The sequence below is a fragment of the Mucilaginibacter sp. L3T2-6 genome (assembly GCF_030519355.1).
GTDB lineage: Bacteria > Bacteroidota > Bacteroidia > Sphingobacteriales > Sphingobacteriaceae > Mucilaginibacter.
The window spans coordinates 88,881-105,767 of the sequence record NZ_JAUMKC010000023.1; the positions used below are offsets into that span (position 1 = coordinate 88,881).

At 44.1% G+C, this 16,887-nt stretch carries 19 protein-coding genes; all 19 read right to left on the reverse strand.

The window, feature by feature from the left end:
* Position 1: 1 nt before the first annotated feature.
* The 19 genes from Q3W13_RS21040 to ubiE all read right to left on the reverse strand — a co-directional run bounded on the left by Q3W13_RS21040 (position 2) and on the right by ubiE (position 16,354).
* Complete coding sequence (locus Q3W13_RS21040) at positions 2 to 730, reverse strand: TonB-dependent receptor plug domain-containing protein (RefSeq protein WP_302867284.1); 729 nt, start codon at positions 728 to 730, stop codon at positions 2 to 4.
* A gap of 3 nt (positions 731 to 733) precedes the next feature.
* On the reverse strand, positions 734 to 1,039 hold the full coding sequence (nuoK, locus tag Q3W13_RS21045) for an NADH-quinone oxidoreductase subunit NuoK (RefSeq protein WP_302867287.1): 306 nt from the start codon (positions 1,037 to 1,039) through the stop codon (positions 734 to 736).
* Complete coding sequence (locus Q3W13_RS21050; protein ID WP_302867289.1) at positions 1,036 to 1,587, reverse strand: NADH-quinone oxidoreductase subunit J; 552 nt, start codon at positions 1,585 to 1,587, stop codon at positions 1,036 to 1,038. The genes nuoK and Q3W13_RS21050 overlap by 4 nt, the downstream gene beginning before the upstream one ends.
* A complete protein-coding gene (locus tag Q3W13_RS21055) occupies positions 1,584 to 2,189 on the reverse strand; it encodes an NADH-quinone oxidoreductase subunit I (protein ID WP_302867322.1) in 606 nt (201 codons plus the stop codon). The genes Q3W13_RS21050 and Q3W13_RS21055 overlap by 4 nt, the downstream gene beginning before the upstream one ends.
* Positions 2,190 to 2,253: 64 nt before the next feature.
* Entirely contained in the window at positions 2,254 to 3,324 is a 1,071-nt protein-coding gene (nuoH, locus tag Q3W13_RS21060; RefSeq protein ID WP_302867292.1) for an NADH-quinone oxidoreductase subunit NuoH, read from the reverse strand.
* Between the two features lie 332 nt (positions 3,325 to 3,656).
* Positions 3,657 to 4,487 carry a glutamate racemase gene (gene murI / locus Q3W13_RS21065; RefSeq protein ID WP_302867294.1) on the reverse strand — a complete coding sequence of 277 codons (831 nt, stop codon included), beginning with the start codon at positions 4,485 to 4,487 and terminating at the stop codon, positions 3,657 to 3,659.
* 65 nt (positions 4,488 to 4,552) lie between these two features.
* Entirely contained in the window at positions 4,553 to 5,065 is a 513-nt protein-coding gene (locus Q3W13_RS21070; protein WP_302867296.1) for an OmpH family outer membrane protein, read from the reverse strand.
* A gap of 47 nt (positions 5,066 to 5,112) precedes the next feature.
* Positions 5,113 to 5,643, reverse strand: a complete 531-nt coding sequence (locus Q3W13_RS21075; RefSeq protein ID WP_302867298.1) for an OmpH family outer membrane protein — start codon at positions 5,641 to 5,643, stop codon at positions 5,113 to 5,115.
* Between the two features lie 18 nt (positions 5,644 to 5,661).
* On the reverse strand, positions 5,662 to 8,217 hold the full coding sequence (bamA, locus tag Q3W13_RS21080; protein ID WP_302867300.1) for an outer membrane protein assembly factor BamA: 2,556 nt from the start codon (positions 8,215 to 8,217) through the stop codon (positions 5,662 to 5,664).
* Between the two features lie 63 nt (positions 8,218 to 8,280).
* Complete coding sequence (locus Q3W13_RS21085; protein ID WP_302867324.1) at positions 8,281 to 9,021, reverse strand: isoprenyl transferase; 741 nt, start codon at positions 9,019 to 9,021, stop codon at positions 8,281 to 8,283.
* Positions 9,022 to 9,328: 307 nt separating this feature from the next.
* Positions 9,329 to 9,847 (reverse strand): biopolymer transporter ExbD, encoded by a 519-nt coding sequence (locus Q3W13_RS21090; protein ID WP_302867303.1) that lies wholly within the window; start codon positions 9,845 to 9,847, stop codon positions 9,329 to 9,331.
* Between the two features lie 220 nt (positions 9,848 to 10,067).
* Positions 10,068 to 10,853 (reverse strand): DUF6089 family protein, encoded by a 786-nt coding sequence (locus Q3W13_RS21095; RefSeq protein WP_302867305.1) that lies wholly within the window; start codon positions 10,851 to 10,853, stop codon positions 10,068 to 10,070.
* A gap of 9 nt (positions 10,854 to 10,862) precedes the next feature.
* The gene (locus Q3W13_RS21100; RefSeq protein ID WP_302867307.1) at positions 10,863 to 11,744 is read right to left on the reverse strand and encodes an NAD kinase; all 882 of its coding nucleotides are present in this window, start codon (positions 11,742 to 11,744) and stop codon (positions 10,863 to 10,865) included.
* A 98-nt stretch (positions 11,745 to 11,842) separates the two neighbouring features.
* Positions 11,843 to 12,505, reverse strand: a complete 663-nt coding sequence (locus tag Q3W13_RS21105) for a CBS domain-containing protein (RefSeq protein ID WP_302867308.1) — start codon at positions 12,503 to 12,505, stop codon at positions 11,843 to 11,845.
* A gap of 4 nt (positions 12,506 to 12,509) precedes the next feature.
* Complete coding sequence (locus Q3W13_RS21110; RefSeq protein WP_302867311.1) at positions 12,510 to 13,274, reverse strand: alpha/beta fold hydrolase; 765 nt, start codon at positions 13,272 to 13,274, stop codon at positions 12,510 to 12,512.
* A 218-nt stretch (positions 13,275 to 13,492) separates the two neighbouring features.
* A complete protein-coding gene (locus Q3W13_RS21115; RefSeq protein WP_302867314.1) occupies positions 13,493 to 13,942 on the reverse strand; it encodes a GatB/YqeY domain-containing protein in 450 nt (149 codons plus the stop codon).
* A gap of 109 nt (positions 13,943 to 14,051) precedes the next feature.
* Positions 14,052 to 14,810, reverse strand: coding sequence for an SDR family oxidoreductase (locus Q3W13_RS21120; RefSeq protein ID WP_302867316.1), 759 nt, complete (start codon positions 14,808 to 14,810; stop codon positions 14,052 to 14,054).
* Between the two features lie 81 nt (positions 14,811 to 14,891).
* Positions 14,892 to 15,626 carry an outer membrane beta-barrel protein gene (locus Q3W13_RS21125; RefSeq protein ID WP_302867318.1) on the reverse strand — a complete coding sequence of 245 codons (735 nt, stop codon included), beginning with the start codon at positions 15,624 to 15,626 and terminating at the stop codon, positions 14,892 to 14,894.
* Positions 15,623 to 16,354, reverse strand: a complete 732-nt coding sequence (ubiE, locus tag Q3W13_RS21130) for a bifunctional demethylmenaquinone methyltransferase/2-methoxy-6-polyprenyl-1,4-benzoquinol methylase UbiE (RefSeq protein ID WP_302867321.1) — start codon at positions 16,352 to 16,354, stop codon at positions 15,623 to 15,625. Before ubiE ends, Q3W13_RS21125 begins: the two co-directional genes overlap by 4 nt.
* Positions 16,355 to 16,887 lie beyond the last annotated feature (533 nt).

A 16,887-nucleotide genomic window follows, 5' to 3' on the forward strand; every position in this document is an offset into this window, starting at 1 on the left:
CTTATTTTTTCGTCGTGATGGCTACTTCTGTTCCCGGTTTTGAGAACTTAACTTTTAAAATATTTTCTTTGGTGAGGTTAGATAATCTCGCCAGGCAATCCAGCCCTTTATCGCAATGGGTCCCATCAACCGTGTAATTCAAGGCAGAATCATCGTTATTATGCGCATCCAGATATTTTTTATAAGCAGGCGACGCTGCAGATAATGCCTGCTTATATTTTTTCGCCACGCTGCCTTTGGTGGTAACCATAATAACTTTGCCATTTGCTACGCCGATAACAGGGGTAGCAGTATTATTATTCACTACCCTTATCGATTCTATATCCTGCGAATCGATGTCTTCTAAACTTTTATCTGTTACCACGCCGTCAACCACATAGGTAACGCTATCAGGCAATGCAGCGTGGGATTTACTGCTTTGCGGTTGCATGGGCAAGTATGTTTTATTGGCCTTGGTTTCTATCATTATCACACCATTAGCCCCGCCGGCTCCGTATCTTTTAACAGCGTCGGGCGATTTTAAAACGGTGATGCTTTTGATATCATCGGTATTAAGCGTATTAATATTGCCGCCATAAATTTTGCCGTCTAAAACATACAGCGGTTTCATCAACGACCCGGCATCGAACGAAGTGTTAGCCGGTGACTGGTTGCGTGTGGTGTCTGTGCCCTGTGCAAGCGCCCCAAACCCTATGAACAATAAACCTAGTAAACAGTGCAGCTTTTTCATGTTTTAGTCCCTCAATTTATCAACCTGGCCCGGGTCAATGGTTTTAAATCGTTTATAAACATTTAAGATGATGGCCAGTGCCACGGCCGTAGTAGCAGCAGCCAGTACAATTGCAAATAACGAGAACATTTGCCCGCCATTATCCATCCTGTCATATTTGCCAAAGGCGACAAGGTTTAGGATGGCTGCGTTCAGCATCAGCTCAATTCCTATCAGTACCTGGATGGCATTTTGTTTAGAAACGATCATATACATGCCCGTGCAAAACAAAACAGCCCCCACAATCAGGAAGTCTGTTAACGATATCATAATGAACTTCCCTCCTTCCGCGATAAATGAGCCGCACCAATAAGGGCTACCATCAGCAATACGGATACCGCCTCAAATGGCAGCAGGTATCTGGTCATTAAATTTACACCAATATTTTCAGTTGTTGCTGATGTTGGCAAAATTACATTTTTCGTGAACTGTGCTTTTTTTATCCAGGCAAGGTTATCGGCATCTATTCTAAAAATAACGGTTATCAGCACTGCTAAAAATAACCCTGCTAAAATAATTGCGGGCAGTTTATTGATATTGATGAATTTGCGCTTTAGCTCACCAACCGCATTTAAAGTTTCTTTACCCGACAGCATAAATGCAAACAGGATGAGCACTAATATACCGCCTACATAAATAACAACCTGCGTTATCGCTACAAAATCCGCCAGTGCCAGCACATACAAACCAGCCAGTGCAAACAAGGTAACGAAAAACATAAAGATACTGCGCACCAGGTTTTTGGTGGCGGCTACAAACAAGGCAGAAGCCACTGCAATAAACGCCATCAGGTAAAATAAAAGCTGTACTAAACTCATGCCCCGCCCTCCTTTTTCTGCATGGCAGCTAATTTGGCTGCCTGCCGATCTGCCTGCTGCTGTTCAAGCTCACGCCTTTTCTGCGCCGCCACTTCGGGCGGCATATCCGAGAATTCGTAAGTTAGATCACTCAGCTGGAAAACGCTTTTATCATACTGGTTAGTCATTACAATGCATTCTGTGGGGCAAACGATAGTACACAGACCGCAGTACATGCATTTTGCCATGTCGATATCAAACTTAGCCGCGTACAGCCTTTTGGTTGTTCCGTCGGATGTTTGACCAATGGCTTCAGTTGCTTTTATCGATTCGATGTCGATGCAATTCACCGGGCAAACTTTGGCGCACAGGTCGCATACAATGCAGTCGTCAATCTCTACATCCAGCTGATAGCGTCCAACTTCCGGCGAGGGCAGCTTCTGTTTGGGGTATTGTATGGTATTGGTACCTTCCAGTTGCTTAAAGTAGTTGTTATCGCTTGCCGGCACCAATTCCCGCTTTTTATGCGACGCAAAAAGGTGCCTGACGGTGATGGATAACCCTTTCAGTGTTGTTTTAATACCTTTTATCGTGTTCGTCATTGGCCATTCGTCATTTGCCATCCATATCATCGGCCGGTAGCCTGGTTTAAATTCACCAATGACTAATGACCAATGCCTAATGACACTACATTAAAAACACCCTCCATATCCCGGATACCAACATGCAAAGGAAGGCCAGCGGGGTAAGCACTTTCCAGCACAAGTTCATCAGTTGGTCAACCCGGAAACGGGGAAGCGTCCATCGTATCCACATCTGTACACCCACCAGGGCAAGCGTTTTAATTGTTATCCACACAATGCCCCAGCCTGCGCCGGTTGTCCAGCCAGCCAGGTGCAACGGGCCAATATTTGGTAATGGCGTATTCCATGCGCCCAAAAACAATATTACCCCAATCATCGACACCAGGAACATCATAGAGTATTCAGCCAGAAATACAAGCGCAAACCTTAATCCGGTGTATTCTGTATGGAAGCCCGCCACCAGTTCTGATTCTGCCTCAGGGATATCAAAAGGCGCGCGGTTACTCTCCGCAAGCGAGGCAATAAAGTAAATTACAAAGGCTATCAGCAAATGCGGCGCCCGAAACACATTCCATGCGAAAAGGCCGCCTATGGACGAAACGTCCCAAAAGCCAGCAAACTTTACTTCTTCTGTTGACAGGATGCCCTGCTGAGCGGATATATCCTGCAGATTTAACGTTTGGGCTATCATCACGACTGATATAATAGCAAACCCGGCAGGCACCTCGTAAGAAATAATCTGCGCGGCAGACCGCATTGCGCCCAATATAGAATATTTATTGTTGGAACCCCAACCCGCCATCAGGATACCGAGTGTTTCAATTGACAGTACCGCAAAAATGTAATAAAGGCCGAGGTTTAACCTGGCAGGTGCAAGGCCAGGCCCCCATGGTAGTGCGGCGAAACCAAGGTACACAGCGATGAAGATGATAGCCGGAGCCAGAATAAAAAGCAGCTTATCGGCAGCCGCGGGAGTTATCAGCTCCTTTTGCAGCATTTTGAGTATATCGGCAAAGGTTTGCAGCGAACCAAACTTGCCGGTTTCCGTCGGGCCAAGCCTGTCTTGTATAAAAGCGGAAACTTTACGCTCTGCATATACACCAAACAGCGCAAACAGGGCCGAAAAACCGAATAGCCCAATAGCAATGATGAAATATGTAATGTAGAAATTCACCCCTCTGTAATAGGGTACAAACTTAGTGATTTTTGAGCGATTAAGTTAGCTGTTATTAAATAGTTGATTAAAAAGATAGAGTTAGTATATAACGTTATTATAATGAAATTCAGGCACTGGTATAATGGTTCCAGCTGCAACCGTAAGGTCTCATCATAAAAAATTGGCTATTAATTATTTAATTAAAGGTGACAGGTGAAACTGCGAAGTACATGAAACCATCATTTTTGCAACAGGCCGGCTGAATGTCCTTTTTAGCATGAGTCCTGCATACGCAAATGGGCGAGTATTTGCGGTTATCTTCCCGTACAGTTTAAGGGAAGCAGCAGTAGCTAGCACTTTATCTCTGCATACCCCGAATGTACCTTTGCGCCAAAAAACAGCTCTGCATAGTGGTCAAAATCGGCAGTGTCATCAGTAGTGGTAAAAAACTGCTGCGTTTTATTTTTGCTGATGCTTTTCTCCATTTCAGGATGTCGCTGCAGATAGTCTGCCAGGCTTTGGGCTACAATATCCCCCTGCGCTACCACCTGTATATCGGCCGGCAGGTATTCTTTGATTTTCTGCTGAATTAACGGATAATGTGTACAGGCCAGCAGCAGCGTATCTATTTGATCTGATTTTGCCAGTACCTCTTCCAGGTACTTTTTAACAAAGTAATCGGCGCCGGGCTTGTCATATTCGCCATTCTCTATCAGCGGCACCCAAAGCGGACAAGCCTGCTGGTATACGGTTATATCGGGAAAAAACTTCCCAATTTCTATCACATACGATTCTGACTGTACCGTACCTTTGGTACCTAATACCGCAATTTGTTTTGTTTTGGAATAATCGCCGATCACCTCTGCCGTCGGCCTGATCACACCCAGCACACGCTTTTCCGGATCTTCGTTTTTCAAATCGAGTTGCTGAATATTGCGCAGCGCTTTGGCCGAAGCAGTGTTGCATGCAAGGATAACAAGCGGGCAGCCTTGTTTAAAAAGCCACTGTACACACTCCCAGGTATATTGATGGATGGTCTGAAACGAGCGGTTACCATACGGTGCGCGGGCAGTATCGCCCAGGTAAACATAGTCGTAATCCGGTAGTTGCTCAAATATCGATCTGAATACAGTAAGGCCGCCATAGCCCGAATCGAAGATACCAATAGGTTTGTTTTCCATCTGCACAAAAATAAAAAAGCGCCCTGTAATAACAGAGCGCCTTCTCAATATTTACCTTTCGCTTATTATTTTAAGCCTAATTTTAATTTAACGGCACCCATCAGATCATCTCCCGGAGGCGAAACGATCAATTGTGTCTGGTTAGAGTTGATCACATAAGCATAACCTTTTTCCTTTGCTACAGCTTCTATTGCAGTGCGGCATTTATCGCTCAAAGGCTTAAGCAATTCGTTCGATTTTGCTTCAACCTGCTGCTGTGCGCTCTGGTTCAGGTTTTGAATCCTGGTTTGTATATCCTGTAATTCAGCCTGTTTTGTAGTACGGACTGCATCGGTCATGGTAGCCTGTGTTTTCTGGTATTCCTGGCCTTTGCTCTGAAGCTCAGTCTGCATTGCAGTCAACTGGTCAACAAACTGTTTTTGATAAGTATCTAAAGTAGTCTGAACTGTTTTAAATTCAGGCAATTGTTGAAGTAATGCTTCATAGTTGATATACCCGATCTTCGTTTGAGCTTTGGCAAAGTTGCCCATCGCTAAAAAGCATACCGCCACTAAAGCAACTTTAAATAGTTTTTTCATTGTTATTGTTCTGTGTTTAAAATTAATGGGATTAATATATTAAAAATTTATTTTACTGGAGAACCGCCTTTGAGGCCGAGCTTTGCCAAAACATCGTTGCTTTTGTCGTAACGCGGGTTGGCGTATAACATTATCACTTCGCTGTTCTTGTCAAATATCATATCTAAATTATCGTTTTCGGCAACGGCCTGTATAGCTTTTGCCATTTTATCCTGTACCGGTTTTATTATGGCATTACTCTTTTTTGCCAGTTCGCCGTCCGGACCAAATTTTTCGCGCTGAAAGTCCTTTGCTGTTTTTTCCTTGTCGGCAATTTCGGCTTCCCGCCTTTTCTTCATGTCCGCAGTCATCAACACCTGGTCTGCCTGGTACGCTTTGTACAAGCGGTCAATTTCCTGGAAACGCTGGTCAACTTCCTTTTGCCACTGCACGCTCAACGCTTCTATTTGTTTTTGAGCTGATGCATATTCGGGCATGTGTTTTAAAATAAAGTCCGAATCAACATAAGCAAACCGCTGCGCAAAAGCACCGGTGAGTGTTAGTAACGTAAATGCCAATAATAAAATTGCCTTCTTCATTACAAATTTTATAGCAAATCAATTAAATCCGCCGTTTAAGCTCTGCGAAATCGAGAAATGGAACTGGCCTCTGTTAGCATCCGGTATGCCCGGTATCTTGTCGAATCCATAACCATAATCCAGGCCAAGCAAACCAAAAATAGGTAAAAATATCCTGGCTCCAACTCCTACTGAACGTTTTACGTTGAATGGGTCAAATTTATTAAAAGAATTCCAAACATTTCCGCCTTCCGCAAATCCGAGCATAAATATCGTTGCAGACTGCCCCTGTATAATCGGGTACCTTACCTCCATTGTATATTTGTTATAAATGGCGCTGCCGGGGTTGGTGTCTGCTGTATAGTTTGTACCTTCAGGAATGATAGAGAAGTTCTGGTAACCCCTTAAGCCGATAATTTCACTACCCTGCAAAAACTGGTAGCTCTGCATACCGTCGCCGCCCAGTTTGAAACGTTCAAATGGCGATGGGCCAACTTCCGAGTTATACTGCCCCAGGAAGCCAAACCTCACCTGCGACATCAATACCAGCTTACCGGTTAATTTTGTAAACCATTGCGCATCGTATTTAAATTTGTAATACTCCACAAAGTGATAACGCTGCTCAGGTGTTGCTATGCGGTAGTTAATGTTATTGAACAATGAGTATGGCGGCGTAGCCTGCACAGTGAACCTGATGTTCGAGCCGGAAGTAGGATATATAGGCGCATCAACTGAATTACGGCTAAGTTCCTGCGTTAACTTAATGTTGAACGATGTACCGTTCTGGAAAAGGTAACCGGTATAATTATCCAGGTTGTAGTGGTCAAAGTTAAGCGAGTAATTCAGCTGGAAGTAGTTATCAGGCCAGTTTAAACGTTTACCTAAGGTTACACCCACACCGTTGATACGCAATTTATTGTAAAGCGGGTTTGACTTTGCGTAGTAATCTCCGGTCGAGCTCAATTGGGTATAGGCCGATAACGCAAAGTAGATCGGTTTTTTACCGCCAAGCCATGGCTCAGAGAAGGTAAATGAAAAGTTCTGGTAAGTATGCCCGCTTGACTGTCCGCGCAAGCTTAATTTTTGCCCGTCGCCTTTTGGCAGCGGACGGTAAGATTTCAGATTGAAAATATTACGCAGCGAGAAGTTATTAAAGGTTAATCCCAGTGTACCCACCAGCTGGCCTCCGCCAAAACCGCCCGAAAGTTCAATCTGGTCGGATGGCTTTTCCACTACGTTGTAAACTAAATCTACTGTACCATCCTGCGGGTTAATGTTTACAGGTTTTGGCTCTGTTTTCTGCTCATCAAAGTTTCCTAACTGGCCAATCTCGCGGGCACTGCGTATCAATAATTCCTTATTGAATTTTTGGCCGGGCTTAGTCCTGATCTCGCGCATAACCACTTTGTCATTGGTTACGTCGTTACCCTTCAATGTAACCTTGTTGATGGTATATTGCGGGCCTTCGTAAACACGCAGGTCAACATCAACCGTATCATGATAAATGCGGGTTTGTACAGGGTCTACGTTAAAGGTAAGATAACCGTCATTCAGGTAAAATGAAGAAACGTCATCATTGTTCGGTGTCGGTCCCATCAGCCTTTTGTTCATTTCCTCTTCGCTGAATACGTCGCCCTTTTTAATCTGCAATATTTTGTTCAGTACATCCGGCGGATATTTGGCATCGCCGCTCCATTTAACGTTACCGAAGTAGTATTTATGACCCTCGAACACCTTTATCTTAACTGCCACGGTATTCGGGCCGGTTTTATAAACGCTGTCGCTTAATATTTCAGCATCGCGGTAGCCTTTAGCCTGCATTTTCGTTATCAGGTTCTGCTTGTCTTCCTCGTACTTATCCTGCTTGAATTTGCGAGAACCGAAAATGTTGTAAAACTTCTTTTTACGGGTCTTGCTCAAATATTTACGCAGCTTTTTGTCCGAGAAGTCTTTATTTCCCTCAAAAATAACATCGCTTATTTTAACCTTTTTATGCTTATCAATCTTTACATCAAGTATAATACTATTGGCATCGCCCGGGTCTTTCCGTTGTTTAATAGTTACCGTAGTATTCAAAAATCCTTTTTCGCCAAAATGTTTTTTTATGATGGCAGTAGTGGTATTGATCAGGTTGGCATTTACAATTTTATATTGCTTATCCGACAGTTTCTTCTGCACATCGTCAATTTCGCCTTTGCGTATACCGGTCAGGTGCAGGCGCGACAAACGCGGAAGCTCGGTAACAGCAATCTCCAGGTAAATAGTATCCAGGTTGATCTTGGTGATGTTTAACTGCACATCTTCAAAAAGGCCCTGCGAATACATATTCTTAATCACGTTAGCATTGGCCTCTCCTGGTAAGGTAATGCGGTCACCTTTATTCAATTTGGATATGGTGAGCAATACATCCTTGTCCAGCGATTTGGTACCTGTAATTTCAACCCCGCCGATAATGTACTCTTTAGGATCAAAATAGCTTAAGCTATCTGCAGGCAGAGATTTTGGAAGTGCGTACCTCGGCTGGTTACCCGGGACTTGCGCCAGCGCAACAGTGCTGATAATAGAAAGAAGTATAGCGAAAATATATTTATTCATTCGAATATTTTATCGGGCTAAAAATAATTTATACAGTTGTTAAAAAGTGTTAAAGTTAAAAATTTAGTTAACCTGCTCGCTCGTCATACCAAAACGGCGTTCCCGTTTCTGGTAATCAAGTATAGCTTCGTACAGATCTTCCTTGCGGAAATCAGGCCATAATTTTGAGGTAAAGTACAATTCGGCATAGGCAATCTGCCACAACAGGTAGTTGCTTATCCTGTGCTCGCCGCTTGTTCTTATCAGCAACTCAGGGTTGGGCATGCCTTTGGTGTATAAGTTATTTTCAAATGTGTCTTCGTCAATATCTTCTATAGCCAGTTCGCCACTTTGCACTTTGGCCGCAATACTTTTTGCAGCGCTTACTATTTCGCGGCGCGAACTGTAGCTTAATGCAAGCGTAAGCACCAGGCCAGTGTTGCCGCTGGTTTTTTCAATGGCATTGTTCAGTTCCCTGTGCGCCTTTTCGGGCAGCATGTTCAAGTCGCCAATAGCCATCAGTCTTACATTTTTCTCCATAAAGTTTTTTATTTCTTTATGGATGGTGCTTACCATCAGCTCCATAATAGCCATTACCTCCAGCTTTGGCCGGTTCCAGTTTTCTGATGAAAAGGTATAAAGAGTAAGATATTTCAGATTCAGCAGCGTTGCCCCTTCCACCACATCCCTAACCGAAAGTACCCCGTTATGATGCCCGAAAATTCTTAATTTGCCTTTTTCTTTTGCCCACCTGCCATTGCCATCCATTATAATAGCTATGTGCTCCGGCAATTTTAACAAATCAATCTGTTCCTTTAATCCCATTATAACGTTCATAAAGCCATGGTATGGCCTAAAAATAAGTAGCCGGGATTAATTATTTATATTAACTAACCCGGTTTCAACCCCATATTCAGCAACTTGCGCCGTTTTTTTACGGGGACAAAGGTAAAAACTTAATTGTAGTTTTTTTATTATGACGATGGAAAAGAATATTTGACAGGTTTGATTGGGTGAGTAGTGGGTTAAGGGAGTGGTTTTTGCTTTAAAATCACTTTAAAAATATCGGGCTAAAACAACCAAAGCCGGCCGTACCGGCTCCTGTCTTGTTATTGTGCTGCTTTTAAACGTCTTAGTAAATCCCCTGCTGTTTCAGGATGTTACTATCCTCTGCGGTAAGCTTTGCAATGGCATACGACCGCACTTTTGTGATATTCATTTCATCAAGGGCATCCACAAGGTTTTCATAATGCGAATGCTCGCCCGGTTTAATCAACACCATCATCCTTCTGCCGGTTGAGGCATACACCTGCTTACTCATATCAACTATTGCTTTACGCATGTCTTGTCCGTATTTACTTAATTGAGGCTTGGTTAGCGGACTGGCTGCCATGCCTAAAAAAAACACAGTTTTATTATTTGCACCGAGACAGATCGTCATGGTGCTTTTATCTGACACAGCACCCGGAGGGCCGTCTGCAGGCATAACAACATCCATTGCCTTTGGCTTGGTAAGCGATGTTGTCAGCATGAAAAAAGTGATCAGCAAAAAAGCAAGATCGACCATTGCGGTCAGGTCTACCCGGACAGGCATACGTTTTAAAGCTCCCCTGCCCCCGGTTTTTCCGGTGGATTGATTTAGCTCGGCCATGATGTTAAAAGTTTAAGGTTAAATAATCGGTTGTCAGCGCAACTCTTATGCTGCTGATTTACCTTATAACGTAAACCATAGTTATTTATTGCAACAAAGTAGCATTTAAAACGACGCCCGCTAATGACCTGGGTTGCAGAATTTAAGACGCCCGCATTTACAATATTATTCCATATTCCCGGAAGAAGTCCTGCAATCTTAAAAACCTGCTGAGCCTGGTTTACTGGAAATAACACCGCTGCGGAACCAGCGTATAGGAGATTTTTATCTGCGCAAAGAAATAGGTGTCGCGTGGCCGCAGGTCTCCGCGTTGTGTGCCGGGCGTACCGATGTATATACCTGTCTTTTCGCCGGACCGGTCGGCCAATGCCCCGGGGTACAGGGCCAGCGAGCCCCTGTTGGCATATTTTCCGCTTACATCATCCAGGTAATCTGTGTTGGGCTGCCGGTAGCCAACCTCGGCAGCCATGGTTAGCTTGCCGCTTATATTGTATTTAAAGCCCGCGCCATAAATTGCCGCCAACGCTATGGTAGGGTACGGCCTAAGTTCGCCTTCTGTTTGTGCATCACGCAGTTTATACTTACGGCCATTGTAGGTAGCGTATGGTGTATAATTTAAAGCACCTATCCCTAAAAAAAGGTACGGGGTATATTTATTTTTACCCGCATCGGGGATATAGCTCATAAAGTTGAACTCGCCCATCAGGCTTAACTCACTTAAGGTGGTATTGAAACTTAAATTCCGGTCGCGGAATTGCTGGCTGGACGAAGTACTGTCGGCTGCGGCTATCTTACCGTAGGTGTAATTAAGCCGCAACCCAAGGTATCCGTTAAAATTCCTTTGCGCAAAGCCGCTTAAAGCTATGCCGCTTATTTTTACAGGATTGTTGGGGTTTAAATCGCCAAGGTAGCCAGCGCCACCGCCCGCAACGCCAAATTCCCAGGTTTGCGCCCTTACGCTTAATGACAGGAGAAATAAAAATAAAACCGGTATAAGTTTCGCCATCAGGTATTATTAATAGTTGCGGACATCGAGCCCCCACAACAATTTGTTCCTTAACGTTGATAAATAGCTTTCATTATTCAGCCTGATGAGATTCAACCTGAAATCGGCTTTCTTTACTTCGAAACGCATGGTTTTTTCGATGATGGCTGTCCTTGAATCGCAGGATACCAGGTAATTATTGCTCCGGCATTCCACATCAAAAGCCAGCACGCTGGTGTCTGGCAGTACTATAGGCCTTACATTTAAGTTGTGCGGCGCATTCGGCGTCAATACAATACTGTTCGATTCCGGGAAGATGATCGGCCCGCCGCAGCTTAATGAATAGGCTGTGGAACCTGTAGAAGTTGATATAATGATACCGTCACCCCAGTACGAATTCAAAAACTCTTTGTTCAGGAATACATGGGTGGTAATCATTGCGGCATCGTCGCGCTTATGGATGGTAATGTCGTTTAAAGCGAAGTTATCCTTTCCGAATATCTCCTGCTCCGAATTAATGCAAAGCAACTCGCGGCTGTCCAGCGTAAACTGTTTATTAACCACCGCATAAATAGCTGCATCTATGTCGTTTTTATTGATACTGGCCAAAAAACCCAGCCTGCCGAAATTAATGCCGATAACCGGAATTCCCGAATCGCGGATAAGTGCGACCATGTCAAGCAGCGTACCGTCTCCGCCAAGCGTCAGGAATAAATCGATGAATCCTTTAAGCTTATCAACATTTTCGAGTGTTTTAAATGAGGTTGATATGGCATTCTCCCTCAAAAAATCGCAGAGGTGCGCATGTACATAAATTTCGGCGCCATGCATCGCCAGGTTATCAAACACCTGCCTTATATAAGGTACAACTACCGGGTCGTTAAATTGCCTGCCGTAAACTGCTATCTTCATGGTCATGGGTCATTAGTTCTTTAGCAGCAATATCATAACAAATATTCTAGTTTTCAACCATACACTAATCACTAATGACCAGTGACTAATGATAATTCTTATAAGTTTAAATAGTTCATGAAAGAATTATACCTGTCCCGCGAATTATCGTTTTCCTCGGTATGGTTAAAGGTAGCTTTTATGTCGTAGTCGTAACGTAAAAATGTAGCTGTTATGGCTGATATATCATTCTTGTTTACCTTCAGGGTAACTTCCATTTTTGTTGAATCGGGGAAGCTGCGTACGTATGAGCTTAATATCTGGGCGTTGTCCGACTCCACAATCTGGGCCATGTGGGCCAGCGAATTGTTTTTATTATTTATTTCGAGCACAATGATGGCTCCGGGCTGCTCAACCGAAGTCAGTTCGGCAAAATATGATGTCAGTGCGTTAATTGTAATCAGCCCAAGATATTTATGCGCGGCATTCAACACAGGCACAACAGTTAACTGCCGTTCGTTAAACAACCTGATGACATCATAAATGTGCTGGTCTTCCAAAACATACGGATTTGCCAGCGACAAGGCCAGGGCGCCAACAGGTGTAAGCATATCGCTTTCTGCAGCCATATCGCTTTCAGACAGCAGCCCTAAAAACTGCTCTTCGTTCACAATCGGCAAATGGCGCACGCGAAAATCCACCATCCGCGCAAGCGCAGTACGGATGCTATCCGAAGTATGCACCGGTGGTATCGCGTCAGCTATCAGTTCAATTGCCAGCATGCCTTTATTTTGCTTTTATCTTATCTAAAAATCCCCTCAGGTACTTATTAAACTCTTCGGGCTGCTCCATCATCGGCGCATGTCCGCATTTGTCTATCCAGTGCAGTTCCGAGTCGGGCAGCAGCTGGTTAAATTCCACAGCTACCTCCGGCGGCGTAATTTTATCGTCGCGGCCCCAGATCAACGAAACCGGGATCTGTATCTTATGCAAATCCTTGTTCATGTTATGGCGTATTGCCGATTTTGCCATAGCCAGTATCCGTATTACACTGTGCCTGTCATTTATTATACGAAATACGTCATCAACCAGTTCTTTGGTTGCCGTTTTTGGGTCATAAAAAGTGTATTCAACCTTTTCCTTTACAAAATCATAGCTCTCACGCTTCGGGAACGATCCGCCAAAAGCATTTTCGTAAAGCCCTGAACTGCCCGTCAGCACCATTGCCTTAACATAGCTGGGGTGCGATAACACATAAATTAACGCAACATGCCCGCCAAGCGAATTACCCAGCAATGTTACATCATTAAGTTTTTTATACTTTACAAACTTATGAACGTATTTGGCCAGGGCTTTTACTCCTGTGGTTAATAACGGTAAATCATATATCGGCAGTATAGGTATAATTACACGGTACTGCCCCCTGAATTCTTCAATTACCTTATCCCAGTTGCTTAATGCACCCATCAAGCCATGTAACAGTAACAGAACCTCTCCTTCGCCCTCATCGATATAACTGAACCCATGTTCCTCTTTAAGCACGAAATCCATATAGTCGCTTTGTAAAGTTTAATTTTTAAAAAAATCAGCCCGTATTCCGGCTGGTTGTAGCATCATCAATTATTCCGCTATAAAAATAGGTTATTGCCTGTTAGATGCAAGTTTTATTTGTTGTAATGTTTGAAAGTTGAAAAGTTGTAATGTTGATATTACAAGTGAGCAAACCCCAACTTTGCAACCACTACAACTTTCGCAAACGTTTCAACGCTCTACCCCAGCAACTGCCTTACCACTTCTGATATCGTCCTGCCGTCGGCCCGGCCTGCCAGTTCCTTGTTGGCGATGCCCATTACTTTGCCCATATCGCTTACAGAAGTTGCACCCACACGGCTGATAACATCCTGCAGGTAACCTTCAATCTCAAAACGGGTCATTTGCTGCGGAAGGTAGGGTTCAATCACTTTCATCTCGTCCATTTCAATCTGGTACAGGTCTTCGCGGTTCTGCGCTTTATATATCTCGGCCGACTCTTTACGCTGTTTTACCAGCTTCTGCAATACCTTTATTTCAGCTTCCTGGCTCAGTTCTTCAGCCGCGCCCTTTTCGGTACGGGCCAGTAATAAGGCTGATTTAATAGCGCGCAACCCGCGTAAGCGGTCTGCCTGCTTGGCCAGCATAGCTTGTTTGATATCCTGGTCTATTTGGTTTATTAGTGACATGTTTATAGTTTTTAGCCCGGAAAGCCGGAAAAGTCCGAAAGTCCGGGGGATTATATATAGAATTAGCCGTAAGTCATTACTGACTTTCCGGAGTTTACTCACTTTCAGGCTACGACCTGAAGATCGTTACGGCATTGGCCTGTGCGGTTGGCATCACAACCATATCGTTAATATTTACATGCTTCGGCCTCGACACAACAAACCAGATGGTTTCTGCAATATCATCGGCTACCAGCGGTTCAAATCCTTCGTAAACTTTTTTGGCGCGCTCTTTATCTCCCTTAAAGCGAACTTCAGAAAACTCGGTTTCTACTGCGCCGGGGTGAATTGCCGTAACCTTTATGCCATGCGGCAACAGGTCTAAACGCATACCCTTATTTAAGGCATCAACAGCATGCTTGCTTGCGCAATATACGTTGCCATTAGGATAAACCTCTTTTCCGGCAATCGATCCTATATTGATAATATGCCCCTGCCCGTTCTTAATCATCCAGTTGGATACGATCTTACTTACATACAACAGGCCTTTAATATTGGTGTCGATCATCGTATCCCAATCATCAAGGCTGCCTTTATCAATCGGGTCAAGCCCCTGGCTCAAACCGGCGTTGTTGATCAGTACGTTCACCTTTTTCCATTTGGCCGGCAGCCCGTCTAAATTATCAGCCACTTCCGCCATGCTTCGCACGTCAAACTGCGAAACGGCAATCTCTACGTTGTATTTAGCGTTCAGCTTCTTCGCCAGCTTTTCCAGCCTGTCGCCGCGGCGGCCGGTTAATATCAAGTCGTACTTTTCGCGGGCGAATAAATGGGCGCAGGCCTCGCCTATTCCCGAGGTAGCTCCTGTTATTAATGCAATCTTAGCCATATATAGGTAAACTATCGCAGCGAAATTATGTTTTTTGATTGGAATAACCTGTCATTTATTGGCAATGAATGGCAGTGCAGCCTATTCAAACAGCAAACTAAAGGTAACGGTATGCAAACCGAGGCTGCTTAACGGAGCGGAATACGGATGATTTTCGGGCACCAGCACGTTGCCAAATGAATTGGAAATCTTTATTTCGGGCGACAGCTTAAAAAATTCGAAATAAATATCGCAGCCTAAACCGGCCTCGTACGAACCAAAGCCCCCCACGTTTTTAACCATTTTACTCAAGGGGTCCTGCCCGGCGTCCGAATTCTTTTTTGAGCCTATCGCCAGCGAATATTTTACTCCGCCAAGTATATAAGCCCTGAAATCATCAATCCTGTCTGATTTTAGTTTGATCTCCAAAGGAAAATCAACCATAGTGCTTTGCACCTGCCTGGTTACATCGTCTGAAGATTTGGGATAGGTATAGCTTATGCTCCGGTCGGCAAACACCAGCGACGGGGTTGTCCTCACCTCGATATGTTCGGTAAGCCGGTAACGGGTAATAAAGCCGACGGCAAACCCGGAGGCATTTTTTGAACTGATGCTTTTTAGCGAATCGGTAATATAGCTGTTAACCCCCGGGTCGAAATAGGGGTCGCGCCAGTCAGGCTTTTTGTTGATCTTAAAATAATTGGAAATATACGAGAAACTAAAACCGAAACTCAGATCGTTTTGGTCGGCGCCACCACCCCACGCGGGTACCTGTGCAATGGCAGTGCTGCAGCAAAAAAACAAACAAAAAATGGTCAGGTAACCGTTTTTACTCATTTAATACCCGTATAAATTGAACAAATACCAAACGCTAATGGCCTGTGTTTGGTATGTTTAAAGCCTACTTTATCCATCAGCGAGGTAAAGGCAGCGCCATCAGGAAAGGCCGCTACCGACTCGGGCAGGTAACTGTAAGCCCTGGCATCCTTCGAAAATAATTTACCGATTCCGGGTGTAATATAATTAAAATAAAAGTTATACAGCTGCTTAACGGGAAACGCCCTTGGTTTGGAGAACTCCAGCACTACCGCTTTGCCGCCGGGTTTCAGCACGCGGCGTATATCGGCAAGGCCGGTTTCAAGGTTCTCAAAATTACGGACGCCATAGGCCACTGTAACCGCATCGAAAGCATCCGCATCAAAAGGCAGTTTTTCAGAATCGCCCAGTTTTACTTCAAATTTACCGGCAAGGGTACGCTTATCTATTTTTTGCTGCGCGATGTTCAGCATGCCCTGTGATATATCTACCCCGATAATTTTCTCGGGTTTTAATATCGACAGCGCTTCAAAAGCAAAATCGCCGGTACCGGTAGCCACGTCCAGTATCAGTTTTGGCTGATCTTTTTTCAGCTCGTTGATTGCTTTTTTGCGCCAGATAATATCGATGCCGAGCGATAAAAAGTGGTTCAGGAAATCGTAGGTTTTCGAGATATTGTTAAACATATCGGCCACCTGCTCCTTTTTAGTGCCCTGCTGGTTATGGTAAGGAGTAACTGTCTTGCTCATCGGGCAGCAAAGATAATTATAATTGCTTGATTGACTTGATCGACTTAATTAAGTTAGATTGTGCTGACGAAGCGGTTTGAAACAGCGGCTATCCGGCTAATGTTTCCCGGATCAATTACATGTGTTGTTCCGTTCGGTTATTGAGCGGCACAGACCGAACAGAACGAAACAATTGTTTATCCCCCTAAAAAATACCGGGGTTGCGTTGTCTCTCTTGTTTCACCTTGTGTTGCTCCGCGAGAGAACGGAACAAACTGCCGGCCTTATCCCAAAAAACCGGTATCTTATAATAATCAGTACTGATGTGATTTATCCCTGCTGTTTCGCTTTGTTTCACTTTGTGTTGCTCCGCGAGAGAACGGAACAAACTACCTTATCTTTAAAAGATCAATATTTATAATAATCAATATTTAATGTGGAATCAGAGTGCTGTTTCGATGTGTTTCACCTTGTGTCGCTCCGCGAGAGAACGGAACAAACTACCTTATCTTTAAAAGATCAATATTTATAATAATCAATATTTAATGTGGAAT